The sequence below is a fragment of the Kitasatospora sp. NPDC004799 genome (assembly GCF_040609095.1).
Taxonomy (GTDB): Bacteria; Actinomycetota; Actinomycetes; order Streptomycetales; family Streptomycetaceae; genus Kitasatospora.
Genome location: NZ_JBEXJK010000015.1, coordinates 17,285 through 39,423 on the forward strand (window position 1 = coordinate 17,285; position 22,139 = coordinate 39,423).

The 22,139-nt window shown below is 74.0% G+C and carries 18 protein-coding genes and 1 pseudogene; 6 read left to right on the plus strand and 13 right to left on the minus strand.

Annotated features, from left to right (window positions below; translation table 11 throughout):
• Positions 1–222: 222 nt before the first annotated feature.
• Complete coding sequence (locus ABZW03_RS03765) at positions 223–639, plus strand: Fur family transcriptional regulator (RefSeq protein WP_355251667.1); 417 nt, start codon at positions 223–225, stop codon at positions 637–639.
• Positions 640–686: 47 nt separating this feature from the next.
• On the opposite strand, the gene ABZW03_RS03770 is transcribed toward ABZW03_RS03765, so the two are convergent.
• The gene (locus ABZW03_RS03770; RefSeq protein WP_355251670.1) at positions 687–1,988 is read right to left on the minus strand and encodes a cytochrome P450; all 1,302 of its coding nucleotides are present in this window, start codon (positions 1,986–1,988) and stop codon (positions 687–689) included.
• 90 nt (positions 1,989–2,078) lie between these two features.
• On the opposite strand from ABZW03_RS03770, the gene ABZW03_RS03775 reads away from it, so the two are divergent.
• A complete protein-coding gene (locus tag ABZW03_RS03775) occupies positions 2,079–2,699 on the plus strand; it encodes an L-threonylcarbamoyladenylate synthase (RefSeq protein ID WP_355251673.1) in 621 nt (206 codons plus the stop codon).
• A 71-nt stretch (positions 2,700–2,770) separates the two neighbouring features.
• Positions 2,771–4,852 (plus strand): tetratricopeptide repeat protein, encoded by a 2,082-nt coding sequence (locus tag ABZW03_RS03780; protein WP_355251676.1) that lies wholly within the window; start codon positions 2,771–2,773, stop codon positions 4,850–4,852.
• Here ABZW03_RS03780 and ABZW03_RS03785 read toward each other — a convergent pair.
• A complete protein-coding gene (locus tag ABZW03_RS03785) occupies positions 4,780–5,619 on the minus strand; it encodes a helix-turn-helix transcriptional regulator (RefSeq protein WP_355251679.1) in 840 nt (279 codons plus the stop codon). The genes ABZW03_RS03780 and ABZW03_RS03785 overlap by 73 nt on opposite strands.
• A gap of 77 nt (positions 5,620–5,696) precedes the next feature.
• On the minus strand, positions 5,697–6,467 hold the full coding sequence (locus ABZW03_RS03790; protein ID WP_355251682.1) for a glucose 1-dehydrogenase: 771 nt from the start codon (positions 6,465–6,467) through the stop codon (positions 5,697–5,699).
• Positions 6,468–6,619: 152 nt separating this feature from the next.
• On the opposite strand from ABZW03_RS03790, the gene ABZW03_RS03795 reads away from it, so the two are divergent.
• Positions 6,620–7,282, plus strand: coding sequence for an NAD(P)-binding domain-containing protein (locus tag ABZW03_RS03795; RefSeq protein WP_355251685.1), 663 nt, complete (start codon positions 6,620–6,622; stop codon positions 7,280–7,282).
• Between the two features lie 138 nt (positions 7,283–7,420).
• Here the strand turns inward: ABZW03_RS03795 and ABZW03_RS03800 are convergent, their stop codons facing one another.
• The 7 genes from ABZW03_RS03800 to ABZW03_RS03830 form a co-directional block, all read right to left on the minus strand.
• A complete protein-coding gene (locus ABZW03_RS03800; protein WP_355251688.1) occupies positions 7,421–8,518 on the minus strand; it encodes a LacI family DNA-binding transcriptional regulator in 1,098 nt (365 codons plus the stop codon).
• A gap of 128 nt (positions 8,519–8,646) precedes the next feature.
• The gene (locus ABZW03_RS03805; RefSeq protein ID WP_355251691.1) at positions 8,647–10,389 is read right to left on the minus strand and encodes a glycoside hydrolase family 36 protein; all 1,743 of its coding nucleotides are present in this window, start codon (positions 10,387–10,389) and stop codon (positions 8,647–8,649) included.
• Positions 10,390–10,394: 5 nt separating this feature from the next.
• The gene (locus ABZW03_RS03810) at positions 10,395–11,222 is read right to left on the minus strand and encodes a carbohydrate ABC transporter permease (protein WP_355251694.1); all 828 of its coding nucleotides are present in this window, start codon (positions 11,220–11,222) and stop codon (positions 10,395–10,397) included.
• Positions 11,219–12,130, minus strand: a complete 912-nt coding sequence (locus tag ABZW03_RS03815; protein ID WP_355251697.1) for a sugar ABC transporter permease — start codon at positions 12,128–12,130, stop codon at positions 11,219–11,221. The genes ABZW03_RS03810 and ABZW03_RS03815 overlap by 4 nt, the downstream gene beginning before the upstream one ends.
• Positions 12,127–13,473, minus strand: a complete 1,347-nt coding sequence (locus ABZW03_RS03820) for an extracellular solute-binding protein (RefSeq protein WP_355251700.1) — start codon at positions 13,471–13,473, stop codon at positions 12,127–12,129. The genes ABZW03_RS03815 and ABZW03_RS03820 overlap by 4 nt, the downstream gene beginning before the upstream one ends.
• Before the next feature lie 233 nt (positions 13,474–13,706).
• A complete protein-coding gene (locus tag ABZW03_RS03825; RefSeq protein WP_355251703.1) occupies positions 13,707–14,945 on the minus strand; it encodes a radical SAM protein in 1,239 nt (412 codons plus the stop codon).
• A gap of 20 nt (positions 14,946–14,965) precedes the next feature.
• Entirely contained in the window at positions 14,966–15,700 is a 735-nt protein-coding gene (locus ABZW03_RS03830; protein ID WP_355251706.1) for a hypothetical protein, read from the minus strand.
• 336 nt (positions 15,701–16,036) lie between these two features.
• On the opposite strand from ABZW03_RS03830, the gene ABZW03_RS03835 reads away from it, so the two are divergent.
• The gene (locus ABZW03_RS03835; protein WP_355251709.1) at positions 16,037–16,780 is read left to right on the plus strand and encodes an SGNH/GDSL hydrolase family protein; all 744 of its coding nucleotides are present in this window, start codon (positions 16,037–16,039) and stop codon (positions 16,778–16,780) included.
• An 85-nt stretch (positions 16,781–16,865) separates the two neighbouring features.
• Here the strand turns inward: ABZW03_RS03835 and ABZW03_RS03840 are convergent, their stop codons facing one another.
• The 3 genes and pseudogenes from ABZW03_RS03840 to ABZW03_RS03850 form a co-directional block, all read right to left on the minus strand.
• Positions 16,866–17,651: a DUF2785 domain-containing protein gene (locus ABZW03_RS03840; RefSeq protein ID WP_355251712.1), complete on the minus strand. Its 786-nt coding sequence runs from the start codon at positions 17,649–17,651 to the stop codon at positions 16,866–16,868.
• 221 nt (positions 17,652–17,872) lie between these two features.
• Positions 17,873–19,216, minus strand: a pseudogene (gene lysA, locus ABZW03_RS03845) (diaminopimelate decarboxylase).
• A 50-nt stretch (positions 19,217–19,266) separates the two neighbouring features.
• Positions 19,267–19,449: a hypothetical protein gene (locus tag ABZW03_RS03850; RefSeq protein ID WP_355251715.1), complete on the minus strand. Its 183-nt coding sequence runs from the start codon at positions 19,447–19,449 to the stop codon at positions 19,267–19,269.
• Positions 19,450–19,751: 302 nt separating this feature from the next.
• Between ABZW03_RS03850 and kdpB the strand changes: the two genes are divergently transcribed.
• Positions 19,752–21,962, plus strand: a complete 2,211-nt coding sequence (gene kdpB, locus ABZW03_RS03855; RefSeq protein ID WP_355251718.1) for a potassium-transporting ATPase subunit KdpB — start codon at positions 19,752–19,754, stop codon at positions 21,960–21,962.
• Positions 21,963–22,139 lie beyond the last annotated feature (177 nt).

Sequence of the window (22,139 nt, forward strand, 5' to 3'; positions counted from 1 at the left end):
TCTGGACCTAGCGCGCCACGTGGTGCCGCTGCTCGCCGTTGCGCACGGCGGCGACGGGAGTCACGTGCTGCTGCTACCCAGGCTAGCGCCGGAGCCGATCCTACGATGGACGGAATCCAAGTCAAGAATGACACCAAGCTCATATCCGATCGGGATCCGGAGGGCACCGGAAGTGCATTGGTAAACTCCGGTCCTCCCCATTACCTGAATAGGTGAACCGATATGAATGACCTGCTGGAGCGGCTGCGCGGGCGCGGCTGGCGCCTCACCTCCCAGCGGCGTGTCGTGGCCGAGGTCCTGGACGGCGAGCACGTGCACCTGACCGCCGACGAGGTGCACGCCCGGGCGGCGGAGCGCCTGCCGGAGATCTCCCGGGCGACGGTCTACAACACGCTCGGTGAGCTGGTCACCCTGGGTGAGGTCATCGAGGTGTCCACCGACGGGCGCGCCAAGCGGTACGACCCGAACGCGCACCACCCGCACCAGCACCTGATCTGCACGGGCTGCGGCGCGATCCGCGACGTCCACCCCCGGGGCAACCCGCTGGCCGACCTGCCGGCCGAGCAGCGCTTCGGCTTCGCCGTGTCGCAGGCGGAGGTCACCTACCGGGGGCTGTGCCCGGACTGCTGCACCGGCTGATCGCCCCGCCGGCGCGGACCTGCGCGCCCCTCCTCGCCGACGGTTGATCAACTCCACTGGACCGGCAGCGACTTGAGGCCGTTCTGGAAGTTGGACACCAGGCGCTTCGGCGGCTCGCCCGGGACCAGGGCGAGGCCCGGGAGGCGCTCGACCACCCGGTGGAGCGCCGATCGCAGCTGGAGGCGGGCGAGCTGGGCGCCGAGGCAGAAGTGCGGACCGTAGCCGAAGCTGACGTGGTCGTTCGGGCTGCGGGTGATGTCGAAGCGGTCCGGCTCGGGGAACACCGCCCCGTCCCGGTTGGCGGAGGCGTGGTGGACCACCACCTTGTCGCCCCGCCGGATCACCCGCCCGCCCAGCTCCACGTCCCGCGTCGCCGTACGGCGGAAGTCCAGCACCGGCGGCCAGTACCGCAGCATCTCCTCGACCGCCGAAGGCACCAACTCCGGCGCGGCGCGGAGCAGTTCGTACTGCTCCGGGTGGCGGAGCAGGGTGTACAGGCCGCCCGGCAGGCCGTTGCGGACGGTCTCGTTCCCGGCGACGGCGAAGAGGAAGAACATGGTCTCGAACTCCTCGACCGTCAGGCCCGCTTCGACTGTCCGGGCGAGCAGGCCGCCCGGGGCGGGCCGCCGGGCCAGGCCGTGGGCGTAAGCGAACATGTCCGCAAGCGCGGCGCGGGAGCGGGGGTTGACCGGGCGGCCGTCCGGGGTGGTCCGGGCGGTGGGGCGCCGGGCGAGCGCGGCCCGGCCGAGCTCGGTGAGCGCGGCCGGCTCGACGGTGCTGGAGTGGGCGTAGTCGGCGTCCTGGTACCCGATCACCCGGTTCGCCCAGTCCAGCAGCAGCCCCCGGTCCTGCTCCGGCACGCCCATCACCCGGGCCAGCGTCCACACCGGCAGGTCGGCGGCGAGCCGGACGAAGTCCGCCCGGCCGGCCGGGCGCACCTCCTCGACCAGCTCCCGCGCCCGGCCGTCGACCGCCTCGGCCAGCTCCGCCAGGGCGCGCGGGGTGAACGCCGCGGCGACGATCCGGCGCAGCCGGGAGTGGTCCGGCGGGTCCTGGTTGAGCATCATCGCGCGGGCGAACTCCAGGTCCGCCGGGGAGTCCGGGTCCCGGATCTGGGTGGCGCCCAGGTGCGAGGAGAACAGTTCCGGGCTGCGCAGCACGTGCTTGACGTCCGCGTGCCGCAGCACCGCCCAGTAGCCGGGCCCGGCCGGCCAGTCCCCCACCGGCGGCTCCTCCACCCAGCAGACCGGTGCCCGCGCCCGCAGCTCCTGGAACAGGTCGTACGGCACGCCCTCGGCGTACGTCCCGGGGAGGAAGATCCGGTTCGCCCGCGCCTGATCGAAGCCCATACCCGCCGACCGTACGCCGCGCCGGGGCGACCGGCCAGATCGCGTGGCGGCTGCGCCCTCCGGCCGCCGGCATCCCGTAGGGTCGGCCGAATGGCGAAGTACTTCGATGTGCACCCCGAGTCCCCCCAGCCGCGCACCATCGGCACCGTGGCCGACAGCCTCCGGTCCGGCGCCCTCATCGCGTACCCGACCGACTCCTGCTTCGCGCTGGGCTGCCGGCTGGACAACCGCGACGGCCTCGAGCGGATCCGGTCGATCCGGCGTCTCGACGACCGCCACCACTTCACCCTGATGTGCGTGGACTTCGCGCAGCTGGGGCAGTTCGTCCAGCTCGACAACACCGTCTTCCGCGCCGTCAAGGCCGCGACGCCGGGCAGCTACACCTTCATCCTGCCGGCGACCAAGGAGGTCCCCCGCCGGCTGATGCACCCGAAGAAGAAGACGGTGGGCGTCCGGATCCCCGACCACGCCGTCACCAGGGCCCTGCTCACCGAACTCGGCGAGCCGCTGCTCTCCAGCACCCTGATCCTCCCCGGGGACGACGAACCGATGACCCAGGGCTGGGAGATCAAGGAGCGCCTCGACCACGTGCTGGACGCGGTGGTGGACTCGGGCGACTGCGGCACGGAACCGACGACGGTCGTCGACTTCTCGGGCGGCGGCCCGGAGATCGTCCGCCGCGGCGCCGGGGACCCCTCCCGCTTCGAGTGACGGGCCCGCCGCACCCGCGTCGCCTTCCATAATGGAGGCCATTCGACACGCCGGGCGGTGGGGGCGAGCAGGTGCAGCAGGGGTGGCAGGTCCGGAACGGGATCGAGGGCGGGACGGTCAACGGCCATGCCTTCCAGGCCGGGGAGATGACCGTCCACCAGTACGCCGCGCCGGCCGCCGCCGAGGTGCGGTGGCCGGTGGTGATCGGGCGGATCCCGCCGAAGGCGACGGCCTTCCAGCCCCGCGCGGAGCTGCGGCGGGAGATCGACGAGGCCCGCGGGGAGTACGGGACGGTCGTGCTGAGCCAGGTGCTGGCGGGCGGCGGGGGCGTCGGGAAGTCGCAGCTCGCGGCCCACTACGCGCGCGCGGCCGTCGAGGCGGGCACCGACCTGGTGCTGTGGGCCGACGCCGCCGAGCCCTCCGCCGTGACCGACCTGTACGCCCGGGCGGCCGTGGAGCTCCGGGTGCCCGGGGCGAGCGGCGAGGCCGAGCAGGACGCCGAGCGCTTCCTGGCCTGGCTGGCCGCCACCGAGCGCGGCTGGCTGATCGTCCTCGACAACACCACCGAGCACACGCCCGAGCAGCTGTGGCCCGTCACCAGCCGGGGCGGCCGGGGCCGGGTCATCGCCACCACCCGGCACCGGGGCGCCGCCAGTACGGGCGGCGACCGGGTGCTGGTCGACGTCACCACGTACTCCCCCGCCGAGTCGGCCGCCTACCTGGGCGAGCGGCTGGAGCGGGCGAAGTGCGCCCGGTTCCTGGACGGGCACGCGGCGGAGCTGGCGGAGGAACTGGGCCACCTGCCGCTCGCGCTGGCCCACGCGGCCGCGTACATGGTCAACACCCGGCGCAGCTGCGGCCGGTACCTGGAGCTCTTCCGCGACCGCTCCCGCAGCCTGGACGCCGTCCTGCCCGCCCGCGCCGGCGCCGACGGGTACCGGGGGCCGGTGACGGCGGCGCTGCTGCTGGCGCTCGACGCGGCGCAGCAGGAGGAGCCGGTCGGGCTCACGGGGCCGGTCCTCCAGCTGGCCGCGCTGCTGGACCCGGCCGGTCACCCGCAGGCACTGTGGGGCACCGAAGCGGTGCTCGACCACCTCGGCGGTGTCCACGGGGCGCCCGTGACGGCCGACGACGCGCTGGACGCGCTCGCCGTGCTGCACAACTACAGCCTGGTCACCCTCACCGAGACGGCCGACCGGGAGGTGACCCTGCACGCGCTCACCGCGCGGGCGGCCCTGGACCTCCGCCCCGACACCGCGCGGACCGCCCTCGCGGCGGCCGATGCCCTGCTCGAACTGTGGCCGAGTGCGGACTACGACGTGGAGGGTCTGGCCGCAACGCTCCGGGCCAACACCGACGTGCTGGCCGGGCACAGCATGGCCGACCTGATCCCGCCGTCGCTCGGAGTCCACCCGCTTCTGTTCCGCTGCGGAACCAGCCTCAAGCGGGCAGGCCTGTACACCACCGGCATCCAGTTCCTGGACAGCCTCTGCACCATGAGCGAACGCCTCCTGGGCAGCGACCACCTGGACACCCTCACCGCCCGCAACAACCTCGCCAGCACCTACTGGAACGCCGAGCGCATCGACGAAGCCATGGGCCTCCAGGAACAGGTCCTCGCCGACCGCCGCCGCCTCCTCGACGCCGACGCCCCCGCCGTCCTCACCGCCCGCAACAACCTCGCCGCCACCTACTGGGACGCCGGCCGCACCGAGGAAGCCATGAGCCTGCAGGAGCAGGTCCTCGCCGACCGCCACCGCGTTCATGGCAGCAGCCATCCCGACACCCTCACCTCGGGCAACAACCTCGCCGCCATGTACTGGAACGCCGGCCGCATCGACGAATCCACGCGTCTCCTGGAACAGGTCTTCGCCGACCGCCATCGCGTCCTCGGCGGCGACCACCCCGACACCCTGATCTCACGCAGCAACCTCGCCGCCGCGTACTGGGCTGCCGGCCGCCATGACCAAGCGATGGAGACGATTCGCCGGGCGGCAGCGGATCTTGAACGCGTCCTCGGGCCGGACCATCCGAACACCGTGCTGACCAGGAAGAACCTGCTCATCATCGCCCGGAACCCTCAGCCCGACGCCGCCCAGGACAGCAGCACCCGCAGCCCGTCGTCCGAGGCCGAGCCCGGGTCGGCGGTGTAGGTGACCAGCGCCTGCCCGGCGTCGTCGGCCGGCCGCAGGGTGTCGTACGCGAGGTCGAGCGTCCCGGCCAGCGGGTGGCGGAAGGACTTGCGGCCCGAGGTCTTGTCGGCCACCGGGTGTTCGGCCCACATCTGCCGGAACTCCTCGCTTCCCAGGCAGAGTTGCCCGACCAGCTCGGCGAGCAGCGGGTCGTCGGGGCGGCGCCCGGCCTCCAGGTGGAGGAAGGCGACGTTCTCCCGCGCGCACGCGGCCCAGTCGGCGTAGAGCTCGCGGGAGGCCGGGTCGAGGAAGGTGATCCGGGCGATGTTGCGGTCCTCGACGGGCAGCGCGCCGTAGTCGCCGAGGAGCGCCACCGCGGCGCGGTTCCAGGCCAGGACGTCCATCCGGTGGCCCATCACCAGGGCCGGGGTGTCGTGGAGCTGCTCCAGCAGGTGCAGCAGCGAGGGGCGCGGCTGCTGGCGGGCGACCGGACGGCGGCGGGGGCGGGCCGCGGGGCGGGCGAGGCGGTGCAGGTGGCCGGACTCGTCGGGGGCCAGCCGCAGGGCGCGGGCGACGGCGTCGAGGACGGCGTCGGACGGGTTGCCGACCCGGCCCTGTTCGAGGCGGGTGTAGTAGTCGACGCTGACCCCGGCGAGGTGGGCGAGCTCCTCGCGGCGCAGCCCGGCGACGCGGCGGCGGCCGCCGTAGTCGGGCAGGTCGACGTCCTCGGGCTGCAGGCGGGCGCGGCGGGTGCGGAGGAATTCGCTCAGGGCGCTGCTCGGGTTCACGTCATGGATTCTCCCCCGGACGGGCGCCCCCGTGCCTGGCCCTGCCAGGACCAGGCACGGAACGGGGCGGCGCGCGCTCAGCCGGTCAGGGACGGGAAGGCCGGGACGAGGCCGCCGTCGATCACCACGTCCTGCCCGGTGATGTAGGAGGAGCGCTCGGAGAGCAGGAAGGCGACGGTCTCCGCGACGTCCTCGGCGGTGCCCAGCCGCCCGAGCGGGACCTGGCCGCGGATCGGCTCGTGGTCGGCCGGGTCGGGGATGGCCTCGTGGAACATCTCGGTGACGATGTAGCCCGGGCTGACCGAGTTGACCCGGATGCCGCGCCCGGCCAGTTCGGCGGCCAGGGTGCGGGCGAGGCTGAGCACGGCGGCCTTGGTGGCGGCGTAGACGGCGGCGCCGGGCAGACCGCGGTGCGGGGTCCAGGAGGCGTTGAGGACGACCGACCCGCCGCCGGCCGCGTCCAGCAGCGGCAGGGCCTGCTGGACGGTGAAGAACACGCCCTTGAGGTTGGTGGCGACGATCCGGTCGAACTCGGCCTCGGTCACCTCCTCGACGGGCTCGAAGCCGGCCACGCCCGCGTTGGCGAAGACGCCGTCGAGCCGGCCGTACCGCTCCCGCACGGTGTCGGCGAGCCGGGCGAGGTCCGCCGGTACGGAGGCGTCGGCGCGGACGGTGAGCAGCCGGTCGCCGGCGTCGAGCTGGGCCGCGGCGCGGGCGAGCCGGGCGTCGTCGCGGCCGGTGATCACGACCTGGGAGCCGGCGGCGAGGAGGTGGCGGGCGGTGGCGAGGCCCATGCCGCTGGTGCCGCCGGTGACGAGGACGGTGGATTCGGAGGTGGTGTGGTTCATGTCGTCCACCCTGGCCACCCGCGCCGGGCGGTACCAGGCCCGCTCCGACCCTGGGTCCGGGAGGACCACCCTGCCGGCCGGGAATCGGAGCGGCCGACCGGTGGTTGGGCTCAGGCGACGGTCCACTACCGCACTCACGGACGGGGCTTCCCATGAAGATCGGCATCATCGGCGCGGGCAACATCGGCGGCAACCTCACCCGGCGGCTGACCGCGCTCGGACACGAGGTCTCGGTGGCCAACTCCCGTGGCCCGCAGACGCTCCAGGCACTGGTCGAGGAGACCGGGGCGACGGCGGTGACGGTCCCCGAGGCGGCCCGGGGCGCCCAGGTCGTGATCGTCACCGTGCCGCTGAAGAACGTGCCGGACCTGCCCGCCGGGCTGTTCGCCGAGGCCGCCGAGGGCGTCGCGGTGATCGACACCGGCAACTACTACCCGAAGGAGCGCGACGGCCGGATCGACGCGATCGAGGACGGCGGGCTCACCGAGAGCCGCTGGACGGAGCAGCACCTCGGGCACCGGGTGGTGAAGGTGTTCAACGGCACCTACGCGCAGGACCTGCTGGAGCGCCCGCGCCCGGCCGGCGACCCGGAGCGGATCGCCGTGCCGGTCGCGTCGGACGACGAGGCGGCCAAGCGGGTGGTCCGGGCGCTGGTCGACGAGCTGGGCTTCGACACCGTGGACGCGGGCGGGATCGACGAGTCCTGGCGCCAGCAGCCGGCCACCCCGGTGTACGGGCTGCGCGCCGGGGTCGAGGCGGTGACCCGCGCGCTCGCGGAGGCCTCCCCGGAGCGCCCGGCGGCCCACACGGCCTGAGCCGCTGCCGTCGCCGCACCCGGCCGCCGTCACCGCACCCGGCGCGCATCACCGGACCCGGCCGCCGTCACCGCACCCGGCGCACCCCGACCGGGAGGACGAACCCGAAAGCCACGCGGAACAGCCGAACGAGACAAGCTAGCCGGGCCGCCCCGAACTCCCCCGCACCACCAGCTCGGTGGGCAGCTCCAGCCCCCGCACCGGAGCCGCCTCCCCGCGCACCTGGTCCAGCAGCCGGCCGACCAGCGCCGCGGCGATCGCCCGCAGCGGCAGCCGGACCGAGGTCAGCCCGGGGTGGAGGTGCCGGCAGAGCGGGGTGTCGTGGAACCCGGTGACGGCCACCCCGTCGGGCCCGACCGCCAGCCCCTCCGCCCGGACGGCCTCGTACACGTCCAGCGCCAGCAGGTCGCTGCCGGCCGCGAAGGCGGTGGGCCGGTCGGGCCCGCCCAGCAGCGCCCGTACCGAGGCCACCGTGGAGCCACCGGCCTCCGCCGCGGGAGCGCCCACCGTCGGAGTGCCCGTCCCGGCAGCGCCTGTCGCGGGAGCGCCCGCCGCCACTGCGGACAGGCCCAACCGCTCGGCCTCGGCCAGGAACCCGGCCCGCCGCGCCGCCATCCAGGGCAGCTCCTCGGCGGCCCCGAGGTAGCCGATCCGACGGTGGCCGAGCGCCGCGAGGTGCCGCACCACCTCGGCCATCGCCGCCTCGTTGCCGATGTCCACCCAGTGCTGCGGGTCCCCGGGCCCGGTCCGCCCGAAGCTGACGAACGGGACGCCGAGCCGGGCCGCGTGGGCGATCCGGACGTCCTCGTGCAGCACGTCCGCCAGCACCAGCCCGTCCACCTGACGGGCCGCCACCAGCTCGTCCATCGCGGCCACCGGAGAGGCCGCGCCGCCCTGCCCCGGCCGGAACAGCAGCACCCGCTGCCCCGCCGCCCCGGCCGCGTCGACCAGGGCCTCCAGGAAGCCGGCCATCAGCGGGTTGGGGTCGAGCGGGTCGTCCACCGGCACCAGGTAGCCGAGGGTGCGCCGGGCGCCGCTGCGCAGCGAGCGGGCCGACTGGTCCGGCTGGTAACCGAGTTCACGGATCGCCGCGTTCACCCGGTCCAAGGTCTCCGGACGGACCCGCTGCGGCGCGTTCAGGGTGTTGGAGACGGTCTGCCGGGAGACCCCGGCCGCCCGGGCGACCTCCTCGATCGTGGTGGCGCCGCGGCGCGGCCGGTGCGGTCCCTCGGGCATGCTGTGTTCTCCAGGGTGGTCGGGCTCGGGGCTCGGGGCTCGGGGCTCGGGGGCGGGGGCGGGCGCCGGCGCCGGACCGGCACCCCGAACGGGTCGGCCTCGGCACGGTGGTCGGGCTCGACGCGGGGTCAGGCTCGGCGCAGGGTCAGCAGCCCGCCGCGCGGCACGGGGATCGCGTCCGCCCGGTCCAGCTCGACCTCGCCCTGCCGCACGATACGCCCCCGGGCGTCCTGCACCGTCACCGCCACCTGCCCGCGGCCGCCGGTGAGCCGGACGTCCGGGTCGGCGTCGGCGTTGGCCACCAGCAGGGTGCGCCAGTCCTCGCCGGAGGCGTCCACCGGCAGCGCGGCGTAGCGGGCCACGGCCACGGTGCCGGCCCCCGCACCGGCTCCGGCGCCGGTTCCGGCGCCGCGCGCGGTGACCATCGGGTAGCCGAGGTCCGGGCGGGCCGGGAGCAGCTCGCCGAGCTGGAGCGTGGCCGCGTGCTCGCGGAAGACGCCGAGCCAGAAGGCGAGCGCCTCGCGCTGGCCCTCGCTCTGCGCGGCCAGGTCGACGGAGACCTGCGGCACCGAGAACAGCACGTTGATCAGGTGGCAGGCGATCTGCTCCGGCGGCTCGGCCCGGTGCCACATCAGCATGTCGGCGTGGACCGGGACGGGCCCGGCGGCGAGCCGCACGTCGACGGTCCGCTGCCGGTTCTCCTGCGGGCTGAGCGGGCAGTCGGTGGCGCGGATCATGGTGGCGTACGGCCACAGGCCGGGGCTGACGTACGGCTGGCGGTGCTCGATCATCGCCTCCGGGTCGGCGGCGGTGATCCGGCCCCGGATCGCGGCGAGCAGCCGCTCCACGCCCTCCTCGACGCTCGCGCAGTCGGCGCCGGGGCGGGCCGGCGGGGCGTCGGCGCGGGCGAACCAGTCGACGAAGTCCACCTTGAGGCCGTCCATGCCCCACTCCTCGACGGCCCGGGCGAGCCGGTCGGTGAGGACGGCCCGGACCTCGGGGTGGCGCGGGTCGGCGACGACCGCGCCCATGTGGGCGACGTCGGCCAGCGCGAGGTGGCCGATCTCCCGGTACGCGGCGCTGTCCTTGCCGATGAACGGCAGCGCGTACCAGAGCATGTACCGCACGCCGAGTTCGTGCACCCGCCGGACGTGGGCGGCGGTGTCGGGCAGCGAGACCGGCTCCCAGTCGCCGCAGTGGGCGTAGCCGCGGGTGCGGTCGGCGGTCATCCAGCCGTCGTCCACGATGATCACGTCCAGGCCCAGCTCCTTGCCGAGCGCGGCCTGGGTCTCGATGCGCTCGGGGGTGACGTCCTGGTGCATCGAGTACCAGGTGGAGTAGGCGGGGCGGCGGGCGGCCTCCGGTATGTCGGCCGTGCGGCCCTCGCCCCACCAGGCGGCGAGGTCGGCCAGGGCGCGGCCGAAGTGCCGGCGGGAGGTGTCGATCCGGACGGTGAGCCGGTCGGCGGCCTGGGCCCAGAACCGGAACTCGCCGGTCTCCTCGACCACTCCGGCCCCGGCCAGCACGTCCGGGCGCCCGGCCGCGAAGGCGCACAGCGCGACGTCCCCGGTGCCGACCAGCGCGGCGATCGGCGCGCCGTTCGCGAGGCCGGTACGGCGCGGGGCGCTCCAGGCGGCGGGCAGCCAGCCGGTGCCGCGCGGTTCGGGGGTCCACAGGGCGGTGGCGTCGACGCAGGGCACCCGCCACTCGATCCGCACCTCGCCCGCGCCCTCGGCGGTCACCTCGACCACCCCGTCGGCGATGCCCCGGGCCGTCCCGGTGCCGCTCACCCGCAGGTCGAGCCCGTCGGCGTACAGCGGGCGCAGGCCGCCGGCGGCGGTGGGGGCGTGCGGCTCCCAGACCTCGGTCATGGTGGTCATCCCTTCGTCGCGCCGGCCAGCAGGCCGGAGATGAACTGCCGCTGGAGGACCAGGAAGAGGACCACCATCGGCAGGGTGGACAGCGCGGTGCCGGAGAGGATCGCGCCGTAGTCGGTGTTGGACTTGTTGCCGTGCAGCGTCGCCAGGGCGACCGGCAGGGTGTGCATCTCGGGGCTGCGCAGGGCGATCAGCGGCCAGACGAACTGGTTCCAGGAGCCCAGGAAGAGGAAGATCGACAGGGCCGCCAGCACCGGCCGCATGACCGGCACCACCACGCTGAACAGCACCCGCAGCTCGCCGGCGCCGTCGACCCGGGCGGCGTCCAGGAGTTCGTCCGGCAGGCTGCTCAGCGACTGGCGCATCAGGAAGATCGCGAAGGGCACGCACAGGCCGGGCAGGATCAGCGCCTGGTAGGTGTCCAGCAGGCCGAAGTCCGTCATCATCGTGAACAGCGGTACCAGCGTGACCTGTTCGGGCACCACGAGGGTGGAGAGCAGCAGGGCGAAGAGCAGGGTGCGGCCGCGGAAGCGGAACTTGGCGAAGGCGTAGCCCGCGAGCAGCGCCACGACCAGGGCGCCCAGGGTCTGGACCCCCGCCACCAGCAGGGAGTTCCCGACCACCCGGAGCAGGCCGATCTTCTGTTCCAGGTGGCTCAGGTTCTCGCCGAGGCTCCCCCCGGGCAGCAGCTTGGGCGGCCAGTCGAAGACCTCGGTGTCCTTGCGGGTGGCGGAGACCACCAGCCAGTAGAAGGGGGCGATCGACAGCCCGGTGATGCCGGCCAGGAGGAAGGTCAGCGGCCAGCCGCGCAGCTTCTTGAGTTTCACTTGTCCTTCTCCCCCATCAGACGCATCTGGGCGGCGCCGAGCACCGAGACGAGCAGGGTGAGCGCGTAGGCGATGGCGGAGGCGTAGCCGAAGTCGAAGTACCGGAAGCCGTTCTGGTACAGGTACATGGAGACGGTCAGGGTGGCGTTGTCCGGCCCGCCGCCGGTCAACACGTACGGCTCGTCGAAGAGTTGGAGCGTTCCGATGGTCGAGAGCACGACGGTGAACAGCAGCACCGGGCGCAGCGCCGGGACGGTGACCGAGGTGAACCGGCGGATCGGGCCGGCCCCGTCGACCATCGCGGCCTCGTACAACTCCTTCGGGATGGACTGGAGTCCGGCGAGGTAGATGACGGCGTTGTAGCCGGTGTAGTGCCAGGTGAGCACCACGACGACGGCCATCCGGGCCCAGACCGGCTGGCCCAGCCAGTCGACGGAGGGCAGGCCGACGGCGTTCAGCAGCCAGTTGACCGCGCCGTCGTCGGCCTTGAGCAGGTAGGCGAACATCACGCCGGTGGCGACCAGGCCGGTCACCGAGGGCATGAAGACGCCGAGCCGCCACACCGTGCGCCAGCGCACCAGCGCGGAGTTGATGGCGACGGCCATCAGCAGGGCGAGGCCGAGCATCAGCGGGACCTGCACGACGAGGATCTCGCCGGTGTTGCGCAGGGCCGTCCAGAACAGCGGATCGTCCAGCAGGCGGCGGTAGTTGGCGAGGCCGGCATTGCGGGTGGCGGAGCCGGAGCCGGTGGTGAAGGAGAGCAGCAGCGAGTCGACGACCGGGTAGGCCTTGAACACGGCGAAGGTGAGCAGGGCGGGGGCGAGCAGCAGGTACGGCACGGCGGTGCGGCGCCAACCGCCCGGTCTCGCCCTGCGGTTGAGGGCGGTGGGGGAAGCGGCGGCACTCATGCGATCCCGCGCCCGGTCTGCTGGGCGAGCTGCTTGGCGGCGTCCTGGAGGACGGCGGCCGGGTCGGCGCCCTTGAGCAGGACCTTGACCTGGGCGTCGCTGACCAGCTTGAGGGCGCGGGCGTAGTCGCCGGAGTAGTTGGTGGGGTCGCCGCCCTCGGTGGCGAGGTCGGCGAAGGTCCTGAGCACCGGCTGGCCGCCGTAGAAGGCGCTGGGCGCGGAGTACAGCGGGTCGGTGTAGGCGGCGGTGAGCGCGGGGAAGACGCCGCCCGCGCCGAACATGGCGTTCACCGAGGCGGGGCGGGTGACGGCGTACTCGACGAACTTCCAGGCGGCGCGGCGGCGCGGGCTGGAGGAGGCGACGGCCAGGTGGGTGGAGTTGACCAGGGCGGTGCGCCGGCCGCCGGGGGTGACCGCCGGGGGCTTGGTGAGGCGCCAGTTGCCGCTCTGGTCGGGGAACTTCTTCTCCAGGTAGTGCGCGACCCAGGCGGGCATCGCGGCCACCGCGAGCTTGCCGGTCTTCATCACCGGCGGCCAGCTCTGGACGCCGGGGGTGTCGCCGATCAGCCCGGCCTCGTCCAGCCGCTTGACGATGGTCAGCGCGCGCACGGCCGGCTCCGAGCCGACGGTGATCTTCCCCTGGAGGTCGAAGTAGAAGGCGCCCTGGAGCTGCATCAGGGACTGGAGGAAGTCCAGGTCGGGCGTGGGGTTGGCGGCCCGGTTGAGGCCGATCAGGGCGACGCCGGGGTTGGCGGCCTTGAAGCGGTCGGCGGCGGCGAGCAGGTCGTCCCAGGTGGCGAGGGACTCGGGGTCGATGCCGGCCTTGTCGAAGTAGTCCTTGCGGTAGAAGAAGCCGAGCGGGTTGACCTCCCAGGGCAGCGCGTAGGCGTGGCCGTCCTTGCCGGAGACCACCGGCCACAGGCCCTTGGCGAACTTCTCCCGGTGGGCGTCGGCGCCGAGCGCGGAGAGGTCGGCCAGGCCGCCGGGGAACTTCTCCAGGTACCCGGGCAGGTAGTCGCAGCCGATGTGCAGGACATCGCCGAGGCCCTGGCCGCCGGCCGCCATGCCGACGGTGATCTTGTCCCAGATGGCGGGCTCGCCGATGTCCTGGACGTCGACCTTGATCCCCGGGTTGTCCTTCTCGAAGGCCGGGACGATCCCGCGCAGGGCCTCGGCGGCGGTGGCCCAGGACCAGACGGTGACCGTGCCGGTGTCGGCGTCCCCGCCGCCGGCGCCTGCCGAGCCGGAGCCGCCGCCGCAGGCCGCGAGGGTGCCTCCGGCGGCGACGGCCAGCAGGCCGGCTCCGGAGGCGCGGAGGAGGTCGCGACGGGAAAGGTGTGACATTGCATTCCTCTCGGTGGGGTGGCGCCGGAAGGCCGTGGGGCTGCGGGGGGTGGTGGTGGCGGCGCGAGTGGGGCACGGGGTGCGATGGGGAGTCGACACGGTTTGAACGTTCAAACACACACAACAAACCAGAACCGAACATTCCCCAACGGGCGGGACACAGCAAACGCCCGCCCTCCCCGTGCCGTCAAGCCCCGGACACGGGAAGGGCGGGCTCCGCAACCGTTCCGTTATCAGCCGGGGTGCCGGCCCTGCGCGCCGTCCGCCGGGCCGAACACCGTCCCGGGGGTCACCGGGATCCCCCGGGACATGGCCTCGAAGTCCAGGATCGGGTGGGTCAGGATCTCCTCGACCTCGTCGGTCAGGAGGTTGCCCAGGATGAACTCCTCCTCGGCGCCCGAACCGAAGGTGACGACCTGCCCGCTGGACTGGATCATCCAGTTCAGCAGCTCCCGCTCGCTGCTCTCCGCGAGATGGATCTCCCGGCCGGGGTGGTCCCGCCGGATCCCGTCCAGCACCGCGCGGACGTCCTCCACCGCCACCCCGAGCCGGCGGACCGTGGCCGGCGACGCCCGTCGGCCCCACCACTGGAAGACCACCCACTGGGCGACCGACGGATGGGACATGATCTCGTCTGCCAGCTCCGGCAGTTGGTGGAGGTTCTCGGCGCTCGCCACGGTGTGCACCCGCACCCGGTCGAAGCCCTCCGCGTCGCACAGGGCGAGCGAGTCCAGCAGCGCCTGGAGGAGGTTCGCGTCCGGGCTGCGCCGGAAGGCGCGCTGCACGTCCGCGGTGACGGCGTCCAGCGGCAGCCGCAGCGAGGACAGCCCGCGCAGGCGCTCCAGCTTCGCGGCGGTGAGCGTGTAACCGGTGGTGTCGAGGCCGACCTTGAGGCCGGCGGCGACGGCGTGGTCGACCACGTCGAAGATCGGCGGCCAGAGCAGCGGGTCGCCGCCGGCCAGCACCAGGTCGCTGGTCCCGTGCGCGGCCAGCTTGCCGATGATCCGGTCCGCCTGGGCGAGGTCGATCTGCTCGGCGGCGAACGGGTTGTAGCAGCCCTGGCAGGACATCGGGCAGCGGTTGTTGATCGACCAGTTGACCCGCCGGACGCGGCGACCGGCGCGCGGCCGGTCGGCCCGGCTCCGGATCCCGGCCACCAGGTGGGCCAGCCGCCGGCCCTGCGGGAGCGTGGTGCCCGCGAGGAGTCCCTCGGCCCGTTCGACGGAGGCCGCGGTGGCGTTGTTCTGGAGCAGCAGGAACGCCAGGCGCCAGCGCATGGTCTCGTCCGCCGGGTCCTGGCGCAGGGCGTGCTCGACCCGCTCGGCCAGGGCGCCGAGGTGGCCCGGGTTGAAGCGGTCGGGCTCCAGGCGCCGCTGGAAATCGTCGGCTATCGACCCGCGCTCCAGCGACCGGTCGTAGCCGGCCCGCAGCGGGTGCGGGGGCAGTATCTCCACGTGCTGCCGAGTGGACATGAAGTGCGCTCCGGTGGTGGTCAGTTCGGGACGGACGGCAGCAGGACCAGCATCGACTCGGCGGACGGCAGGCCCATGCTCTCGACGAAGACCGCGTCGCGGACGAGCTGGGCGACGGCGGGGTGGGTGGGGGTGTCGAGGTAGCGGGCGGTGGATTCCAGCGGGGCGAGGCCGCGCTCGGCGATCAGGGTGCGCAGGGCGCGCGGGAGGTTGTCGAGGCCGTCGCGGATCAGCGGGAGGTCGAACCGGTCGGCCAGCCGCAGCGCGGCCCGGCGGGCCTTGGCGAGGTTGGTCGTCGGGTCCACGACGGTCGCCTTCGCCAGGTAGTAGGGGACGGGCTGGATCATCCAGGCCAGCGCCGTGCGCGGGTCGTCCTCGGTGCGGCCGGGGTCGTCGAAGGCGTCCGGCCCGAGCCCGAGCCCGTCGCAGAACCACTGGGGCCGCATGCTGATCCGGTAGTGGGCGTGGCCGGCCTGCCGGAACGCCGGGAGCCTGGCGATGACGGAGGTCGTCTCGATCCGGAAGTCGTCGGTGATCCGCTTCATCTTCCGCCCCACCAGGGCGCGGACCTCCGGCACGTCGGCCCCGTCGGGCACCACGTGGATCAGGTCGAGGTTGGAGACGATGTCGCCGCTCGGCCCGGTCCGGTGGTCGCCGCGGGCCAACGATCCGGTCGCCGCCACCGACATGCCGGTCACGTCGGCGTACTCGCGGGCCAGCTCCTGGAACAGCAGGGGGACGTCTTCGGGTCTCACGTGGCTCCTCGGGTCTCGGCGGCGGTGACGGGGCGGGAAGGAGAGCCTTCACGCTCTCTTCCAAGTCCTTTTACATCGTGGAGACTTCGTATTCAGGCGCGCAGCCTAACAGCGGCGCGCCACAAATGGTCGAGATCGCACCAACTGCCTCAGGCGTTATGGCCGACGGAGCGACAGAAGCGATCAGATCCGGTCAGCCGAAGGCCGTCGGACGCCCGTGGCGGCGGGCCGCACTTGCACTAATACTTCATATGATCAACCATGTAGGGTATGTACAAAGACTCCTCGGAGCCGGTTCCCGTCACGCCACGGCCGGCTGTACAGATCAACTCGTACATGGCCCTGGGCGACAGTTTCACCGAGGGGCTGAACGACCACGCGGCCGACGGCGCCTTCGCCGGCTGGGCCGACCGCCTGGCCGGGATGCTCGCCGACGAGCGCGGCCGCGCCGACTTCCGGTACGCGAACCTGGCGGTGCGCGGGCGCCTCCTGGACCAGATCGTCGCCGAGCAGGTGCCGCAGGTCCGCGCCGCCCGCCCCGACCTGGTCACCCTGTGTGCGGGCGGCAACGACATCCTGCGGCCCGGCGCCGACCCCGACGAGGTCGCCGAGCGCTTCGACGCCGCCGTGGTCGAACTCACCGGGCACGCGGGCACGGTGATGGTCTTCACCGGTTTCGACACCCGCGGCATGACGCTGCTCAAGCACCTGCGCGGCAAGATCGCCACCTACAACGGGCACCTGCGGGCGATCGCGGACCGCCGCGGCTGCCTGGTCGCGGACCTGTGGTCGCTGCGCTCCGTCCAGCACCCCCAGGCCTGGAGCGAGGACCGGCTCCACCTCTCTCCGGAGGGCCACCAGCGGGTCGCCCTGATGGCCGCCCGCACCCTGGGCGTGTCCACCGCCCAGGACCCGGAGGCGCCCTGGCCCGCCGCGCCGGAGCTCTCCACCGCCGAGCGGTACCGGCAGGATGCGCACTGGGCGCGGGAGCACCTCCTGCCCTGGGTCGGACGGCGCCTGCGCGGCGAGTCCGCCGGGGACGGGATGGCGGCCAAGCGGCCCGACCTCCTCCCGCTCTGACACCACCCGCCACCGCGGCCGCGGGCACCGGCCGGCCGCTCCCGAGGCGGTCGGCCCGCCCTTCGGCTGCTAGAGCCCCCCGGGCCTACGGGAGCACCGGGCGCAGCACCTCGGCCACCCGGGCCCTGACCGCCGCGGCGTGGGTGAGCGGGACGGGCCGGCCGCCGCGCTCGGCGGCGACGCCGAGGTCCGCCAGCAGGTACAGGGCCCGCAGGGTGCGCACGGTGTTCGACGCCCAGGCCGGCATCGGCCCGCGCGCGTACGGGGCGATCGCCCCGCCGACCGGCGTCAGCCAGCCGGTCGACCGCTCCGGCGTCAGGTCGGGGCGGGTGAGGACGAGGGCGACGGCCTTGGCGAGCCGCTCGTCCTCCCGTTCGGCGAACAGGTACCCGGTCGGCGCGAGCAGGCGCTCGGCGGCGAGGGCGAGCAGCGGCTCGGGGTCCGCCTCGGGCCGCAGGCCGACCGCCCCCAGCAGGTCCGCGCCGTGCGCCACGGCGTGCAGCCAGCCGAGCTGGTCGTCACGGCCCCGCAGGTCGGCCTCCGCGCGGTACCAGGCGGCGAACGCGTCGAGCCACTCCGGCCTGAGCACCCCCTGGCTCACGATCATCCTCAGGACGAGCGGGGCGAAGGTCCGGGCCTCGGTCCGCGGATCGGTGAAGCGCTCCGCCATCACGTCGCCGAGCGCGAGCCGACGCTCGCCGTCGATCACCCCGCGCCGGATCCACGCGTCCAGGACCGCGTACGGGTAGCCGTCCCGGACCTCGGGGTCCGGGCTCCCCAGGGCCTCGGCCAGCTCCGCGACCAGGTCGTCGAGCCGACGCCCCTGAGGACGTGCGCAGTCGGCCTCGTAGATCTCGCGCCAGTTCGTCACGCGCGGGACTCTACCGACCGCCGCCACGCCGCTCACCTGCTTTTATGCCGGCTGCCATGGCTGCCCGGGCGCCTCGGCGGGGAGCTCCGGCGAGCGTTCCAGCCGGCCGGCCGCTCGGCGCCGCCCCGACCCTGTACGGCGACCAGCGGACACGCGTGCGCGAGAAGTCGGCCGGGCCGACTTCTCGCGCACACCCTCGGCTTCGACGTTCAACGCCGGGCTCAGCGCCCGACCTCCCGCAGCCGGAAGTCCTCCACCGTCTCCCGCCGGATCAGCAGCCGCGCCCGGCCGTCCCGCACCGCCACCACCGCCGGGCGGCCGACCAGGTTGTAGCCGGAGGCCATCGAGAGCTGGTAGGCGCCGGCCGCCGGGACCGCCAGCAGGTCGCCCGGGCGCAGGTCCGCGGGCAGCAGGGCGTCGCGCACCAGCACGTCGCCGGCCTCGCAGTGCCGGCCGACCACGTCCACCCGGGCGTCCCCCGCCTCCGGGCGGCGGCCGACCAGCCGCACCGCGTACGGCGATCCGTACAGGGCCGGGCGCGGGTTGTCGCTCATGCCGCCGTCCACCGCGACGAAGCAGCGGCCGTCCGCCGAGTGCTTGACGGACAGCACCCGGTAGACCGCCACCGCGGCCGGCCCGGCGACGGCGCGGCCGGGTTCGACGATCAGCCGCGGCACCTCCAGCCCCGTCTCGGCGCAGCGCACCGCCAGCCGGTCGGTCACCCGGACGGCGAACTCGGCGAGGTCCAGCTCGGCGTCGCCGGGCAGGTAGCGGATGCCGTGGCCGCCGCCGAGGTCCAGCTCCGGCAGCTCCACGCCGTGCCGCTCGCGCACCTCGGCCAGCAGCCGCACCAGCGCGTCCACCGCCCGCAGGTAGGGCTCGACGGAGGTGATCTGCGATCCCAAGTGGCAGTGCAGCCCGGCGAGTTCCAGCCCCGGCTGGTCGAGCACCCGGGCGATGGCCTCCGCCGCGTCACCGCCCTCGATCGGGAAGCCGAACTTCTGCCCGCCGATCCCCGTCCGCACCGCCGCGTGGTGGCCGGCGGCGATCCCCGGCACGACCCGGACCAGGACCTTCTGCGGCGTGTCGGCGGCCACCAGCGCGGCCAGCCGCGCGATCTCCGCCGGGCCGTCGATGACGATCCGTCCGACCCGCAGCCGGCGGGCCAGCCGCAGCTCCTCCGGGGACTTGGCGTTGCCGTGCAGCAGGATCCGCTGCGCCGGGAAGCCCGCCGAGACCGCCAGCCACAGCTCGCCCGAGGAGCAGACGTCCAGCCCCAGGCCCTCCTGCTCCACCCAGTCGGCCATCGCGCTGCACAGGAAGGCCTTGGCCGCGTACAGCACCTCGGCGTGCGGCAGCGCCCGCCGGTACGCCCGGGCCCGGCCGCGGACCTCGGCCTCGTCCAGCACGTACAGCGGGGTGCCGAAGCGCTCGGCGGCCTCGGCCAGCCCGACCCCGCCGACCAGCAGGTCGGCTCCCCGGCCGGGCCGCGCCGAGGCCGGCTAGGGGCCGCCGAGCGGTTCGGCGGGGGCGGTGGGGACGGGCGGGGCGACGAGCTGGGTCATGGCGGCTGCTCCTGTGGCTGCTGGGCGCGGGCGCGGGTGGGTGGACGGGCTCAGTCCTCGTAGTGCACGGCGAACCGGCAGTGCGCCGGGCGGGTGCGCTCCCGGTCGGCCGCCGGGGCCGGTTCCGGCGGCTCGGGACGGTCCCGGCGGTCCCGGCGCCAGGCGGCGGGCAGGGCGCGGACCGTCCGCTCCAGCGGCTCGTCGACGTCGATGACGGCGGTGACAGTGGTCATGGCAGGTCCCTTCGAGCGGCGGCCCCGTACGGCCGGACACCTCCAGTGGAGACCCTCCGCGGACCGGTCGCACCCGTCCTTGACGGATGGTGTACGCCCCGGCCGCGCTCCTTGACGCTCCCCTGACAGCGGCTCGGCGGGGGTGTCAGGGGTCCGTCAAGGACGGCCGCCGCGCCGCCAAGGCCCCGTCAAGGCCGGCATGTCCGCCGGTCCTCCGGTGGTGGGCTGTCCGCCGTCCCCGCAGCCCCACCCGAACCCGCCGCCCCGGTCCACCGGGCCGGCCCGGAAGGTCCCCCGAGACGATGCGCCGTTCGGCCCTCACCACCCCGGACACCACCCCCGGCAACGCCCCTGGCCAGGCCCCGGACACCGCCGCCGCCCAGCAGAACTGGTTCCGGCGCCAGGCCCCCGCGCCCGCGCCACCGCCGAGCCACCGGCCCACCTCGCCGGGCGGCCGCCGCCGGCTGATCACCCGTCGCCAACTGGCCGAGGCGCTGCCCGCCGCCGTCCGCAAGCTCCACCCGCGCACCATGATGCGCAACCCGGTGATGCTGGTGGTCGAGAGCGGCTCCGCGCTCACCACCCTCAGCGCCGTCGTCCACCCGGGCGTCTTCGCCTGGGTGATCTCCTTCTGGCTCTGGCTCACCGTGCTGTTCGCCAACCTCGCCGAGGCCGTCGCGGAGAGCCGTGGCAAGGCGCAGGCCGACTCGCTGCGCCGCGCCCAGTCCGCCACCACCGCCCGGCGGTTGCTGCACTGGCGGGTCGGCACCCGCGACCACCGCCACGAGGTCATCCCCGCCGAGCAGTTGCTGCTGCACGACATCGTGCTCGTCCCGGCCGGCGAGGTGATCCCGCAGGACGGCGAGGTGGTCGAGGGCGTCGCCACCGTGGACGAGTCGGCGATCACCGGGGAGTCCGCCCCCGTCGTCCGGGAGTCCGGCGGCGACCGCACCGGCGTCACCGGCGGCACGAAGGTGCTCTCCGACCACCTGGTGGTCCGGGTCACCTCCCGCCCCGGGCAGAGCTTCGTGGACCGGATGATCTCGCTGGTCGAGGGCGCCAACCGGCAGAAGACCCCGAACGAGGTCGCACTCAACATCCTGCTCGCCTCGCTGACCATCGTCTTCCTGCTGTCCGTCGTCTCGCTCCAGCCGATGGCCATCTACGCCGACGCACCCCAGACGACCATCGTGCTGGTCGCGTTGATGGTCGCGCTGATCCCGACCACGATCGGCGCGCTGCTCTCCGCGATCGGCATCGCCGGGATGGACCGGCTGGTGCAGCGCAACGTCGTCGCCCTCTCCGGCCGGGCGGTGGAGGCCGCCGGGGACGTGGACGTGCTGCTGCTCGACAAGACCGGCACCATCACCTACGGCAACCGCCGGGCCGTCGCCCTGCACGCACTGCCCGGCGCGACCACCGAACAGCTGGCCGAGGCGGCCCAGTTGGCCTCCGTCGCGGACGGGACGCCGGAGGGGCGCTCGCTGATCGAGCTGACGAACCGTCAGTACTGGGTGCCGCCCCGGGCCGCCGGCGAACTGGGCGAGCAGCGGCCCGTCCCGTTCACCGCGCAGAGCCGGATGAGCGGCGTCGACCTCACCTGGCCGGACGGCACCACCTGCCTGATCCGCAAGGGCGCGGCCAGTGCCGTCGCCCGCTGGGTGGTCGACTCCGGCGGCCGGCTGCCCCGGGAGGCCGAGCCGCTGGTGGACCGGATCTCCGAGGCCGGCGGCACCCCGCTGCTGGTCGCCGTCCACGACCGGCACGGCGCACGGGCGTTGGGCGTGGTCGAGCTCAAGGACGTGGTGAAGGAGGGCATCGCCGAACGCTTCGCCGAGCTGCGGCGGATGGGCATCCGTACGGTCATGGTCACCGGCGACAACCCGCTGACGGCGCGCGCCATCGCCGCCGAGGCCGGGGTGGACGACGTCCTCGCCGAGGCCACCCCGGAGGACAAGCTGGCCCACCTGCGGCGTGAGCAGGCCGCCGGGAACATGGTCGCGATGACCGGCGACGGCACCAACGACGCCCCCGCGCTCGCCCAGGCCGACGTCGGCGTCGCGATGAACTCCGGCACCCCGGCCGCCAAGGAGGCCGGCAACATGGTCGACCTCGACTCCAACCCGGCAAAGCTGATCGAGATCATCCGGGTGGGCAAGCAACTCCTCATCACCCGAGGCGCGTTGACCACCTTCTCGATCACCAACGACGTGGCCAAGTTCTTCGCGATCATCCCCGCGATGTTCTCCGACGCCTACCCCGGGCTGCACCACCTCAACATCATGGAGCTGCACAGCCCCACCTCGGCGATCGCCTCCGCGATCATCTTCAACGCGCTGATCATCGTCGCCCTGATCCCGCTCGCCCTGCGCGGAGTGCGCTACCAGCCGGCCTCCGCGACCGACCTGCTCCGGCGCAACCTGCGGGTGTACGGGTTGGGCGGGCTGGTGCTGCCGTTCCTCGGCATCAAGGCGATCGACCTGCTGATCCAGTTCGTGCCGGGGCTGGGCTGATCGGGAGGTGTCCGGGCCTGCGCCCGCTCCGACCGGGGCAGGCCCTGTCAGGAGGCCGTCAAGATGTGCACGACCCGCGTCATGGTGGTGTCAGCGGCGGCATGACGGGGCCCGTTCCGGGGTTCACTGGAGTCATCCGAACCAAGGAGTGCCGAACCGGCGGAGCCCGACGGAGAG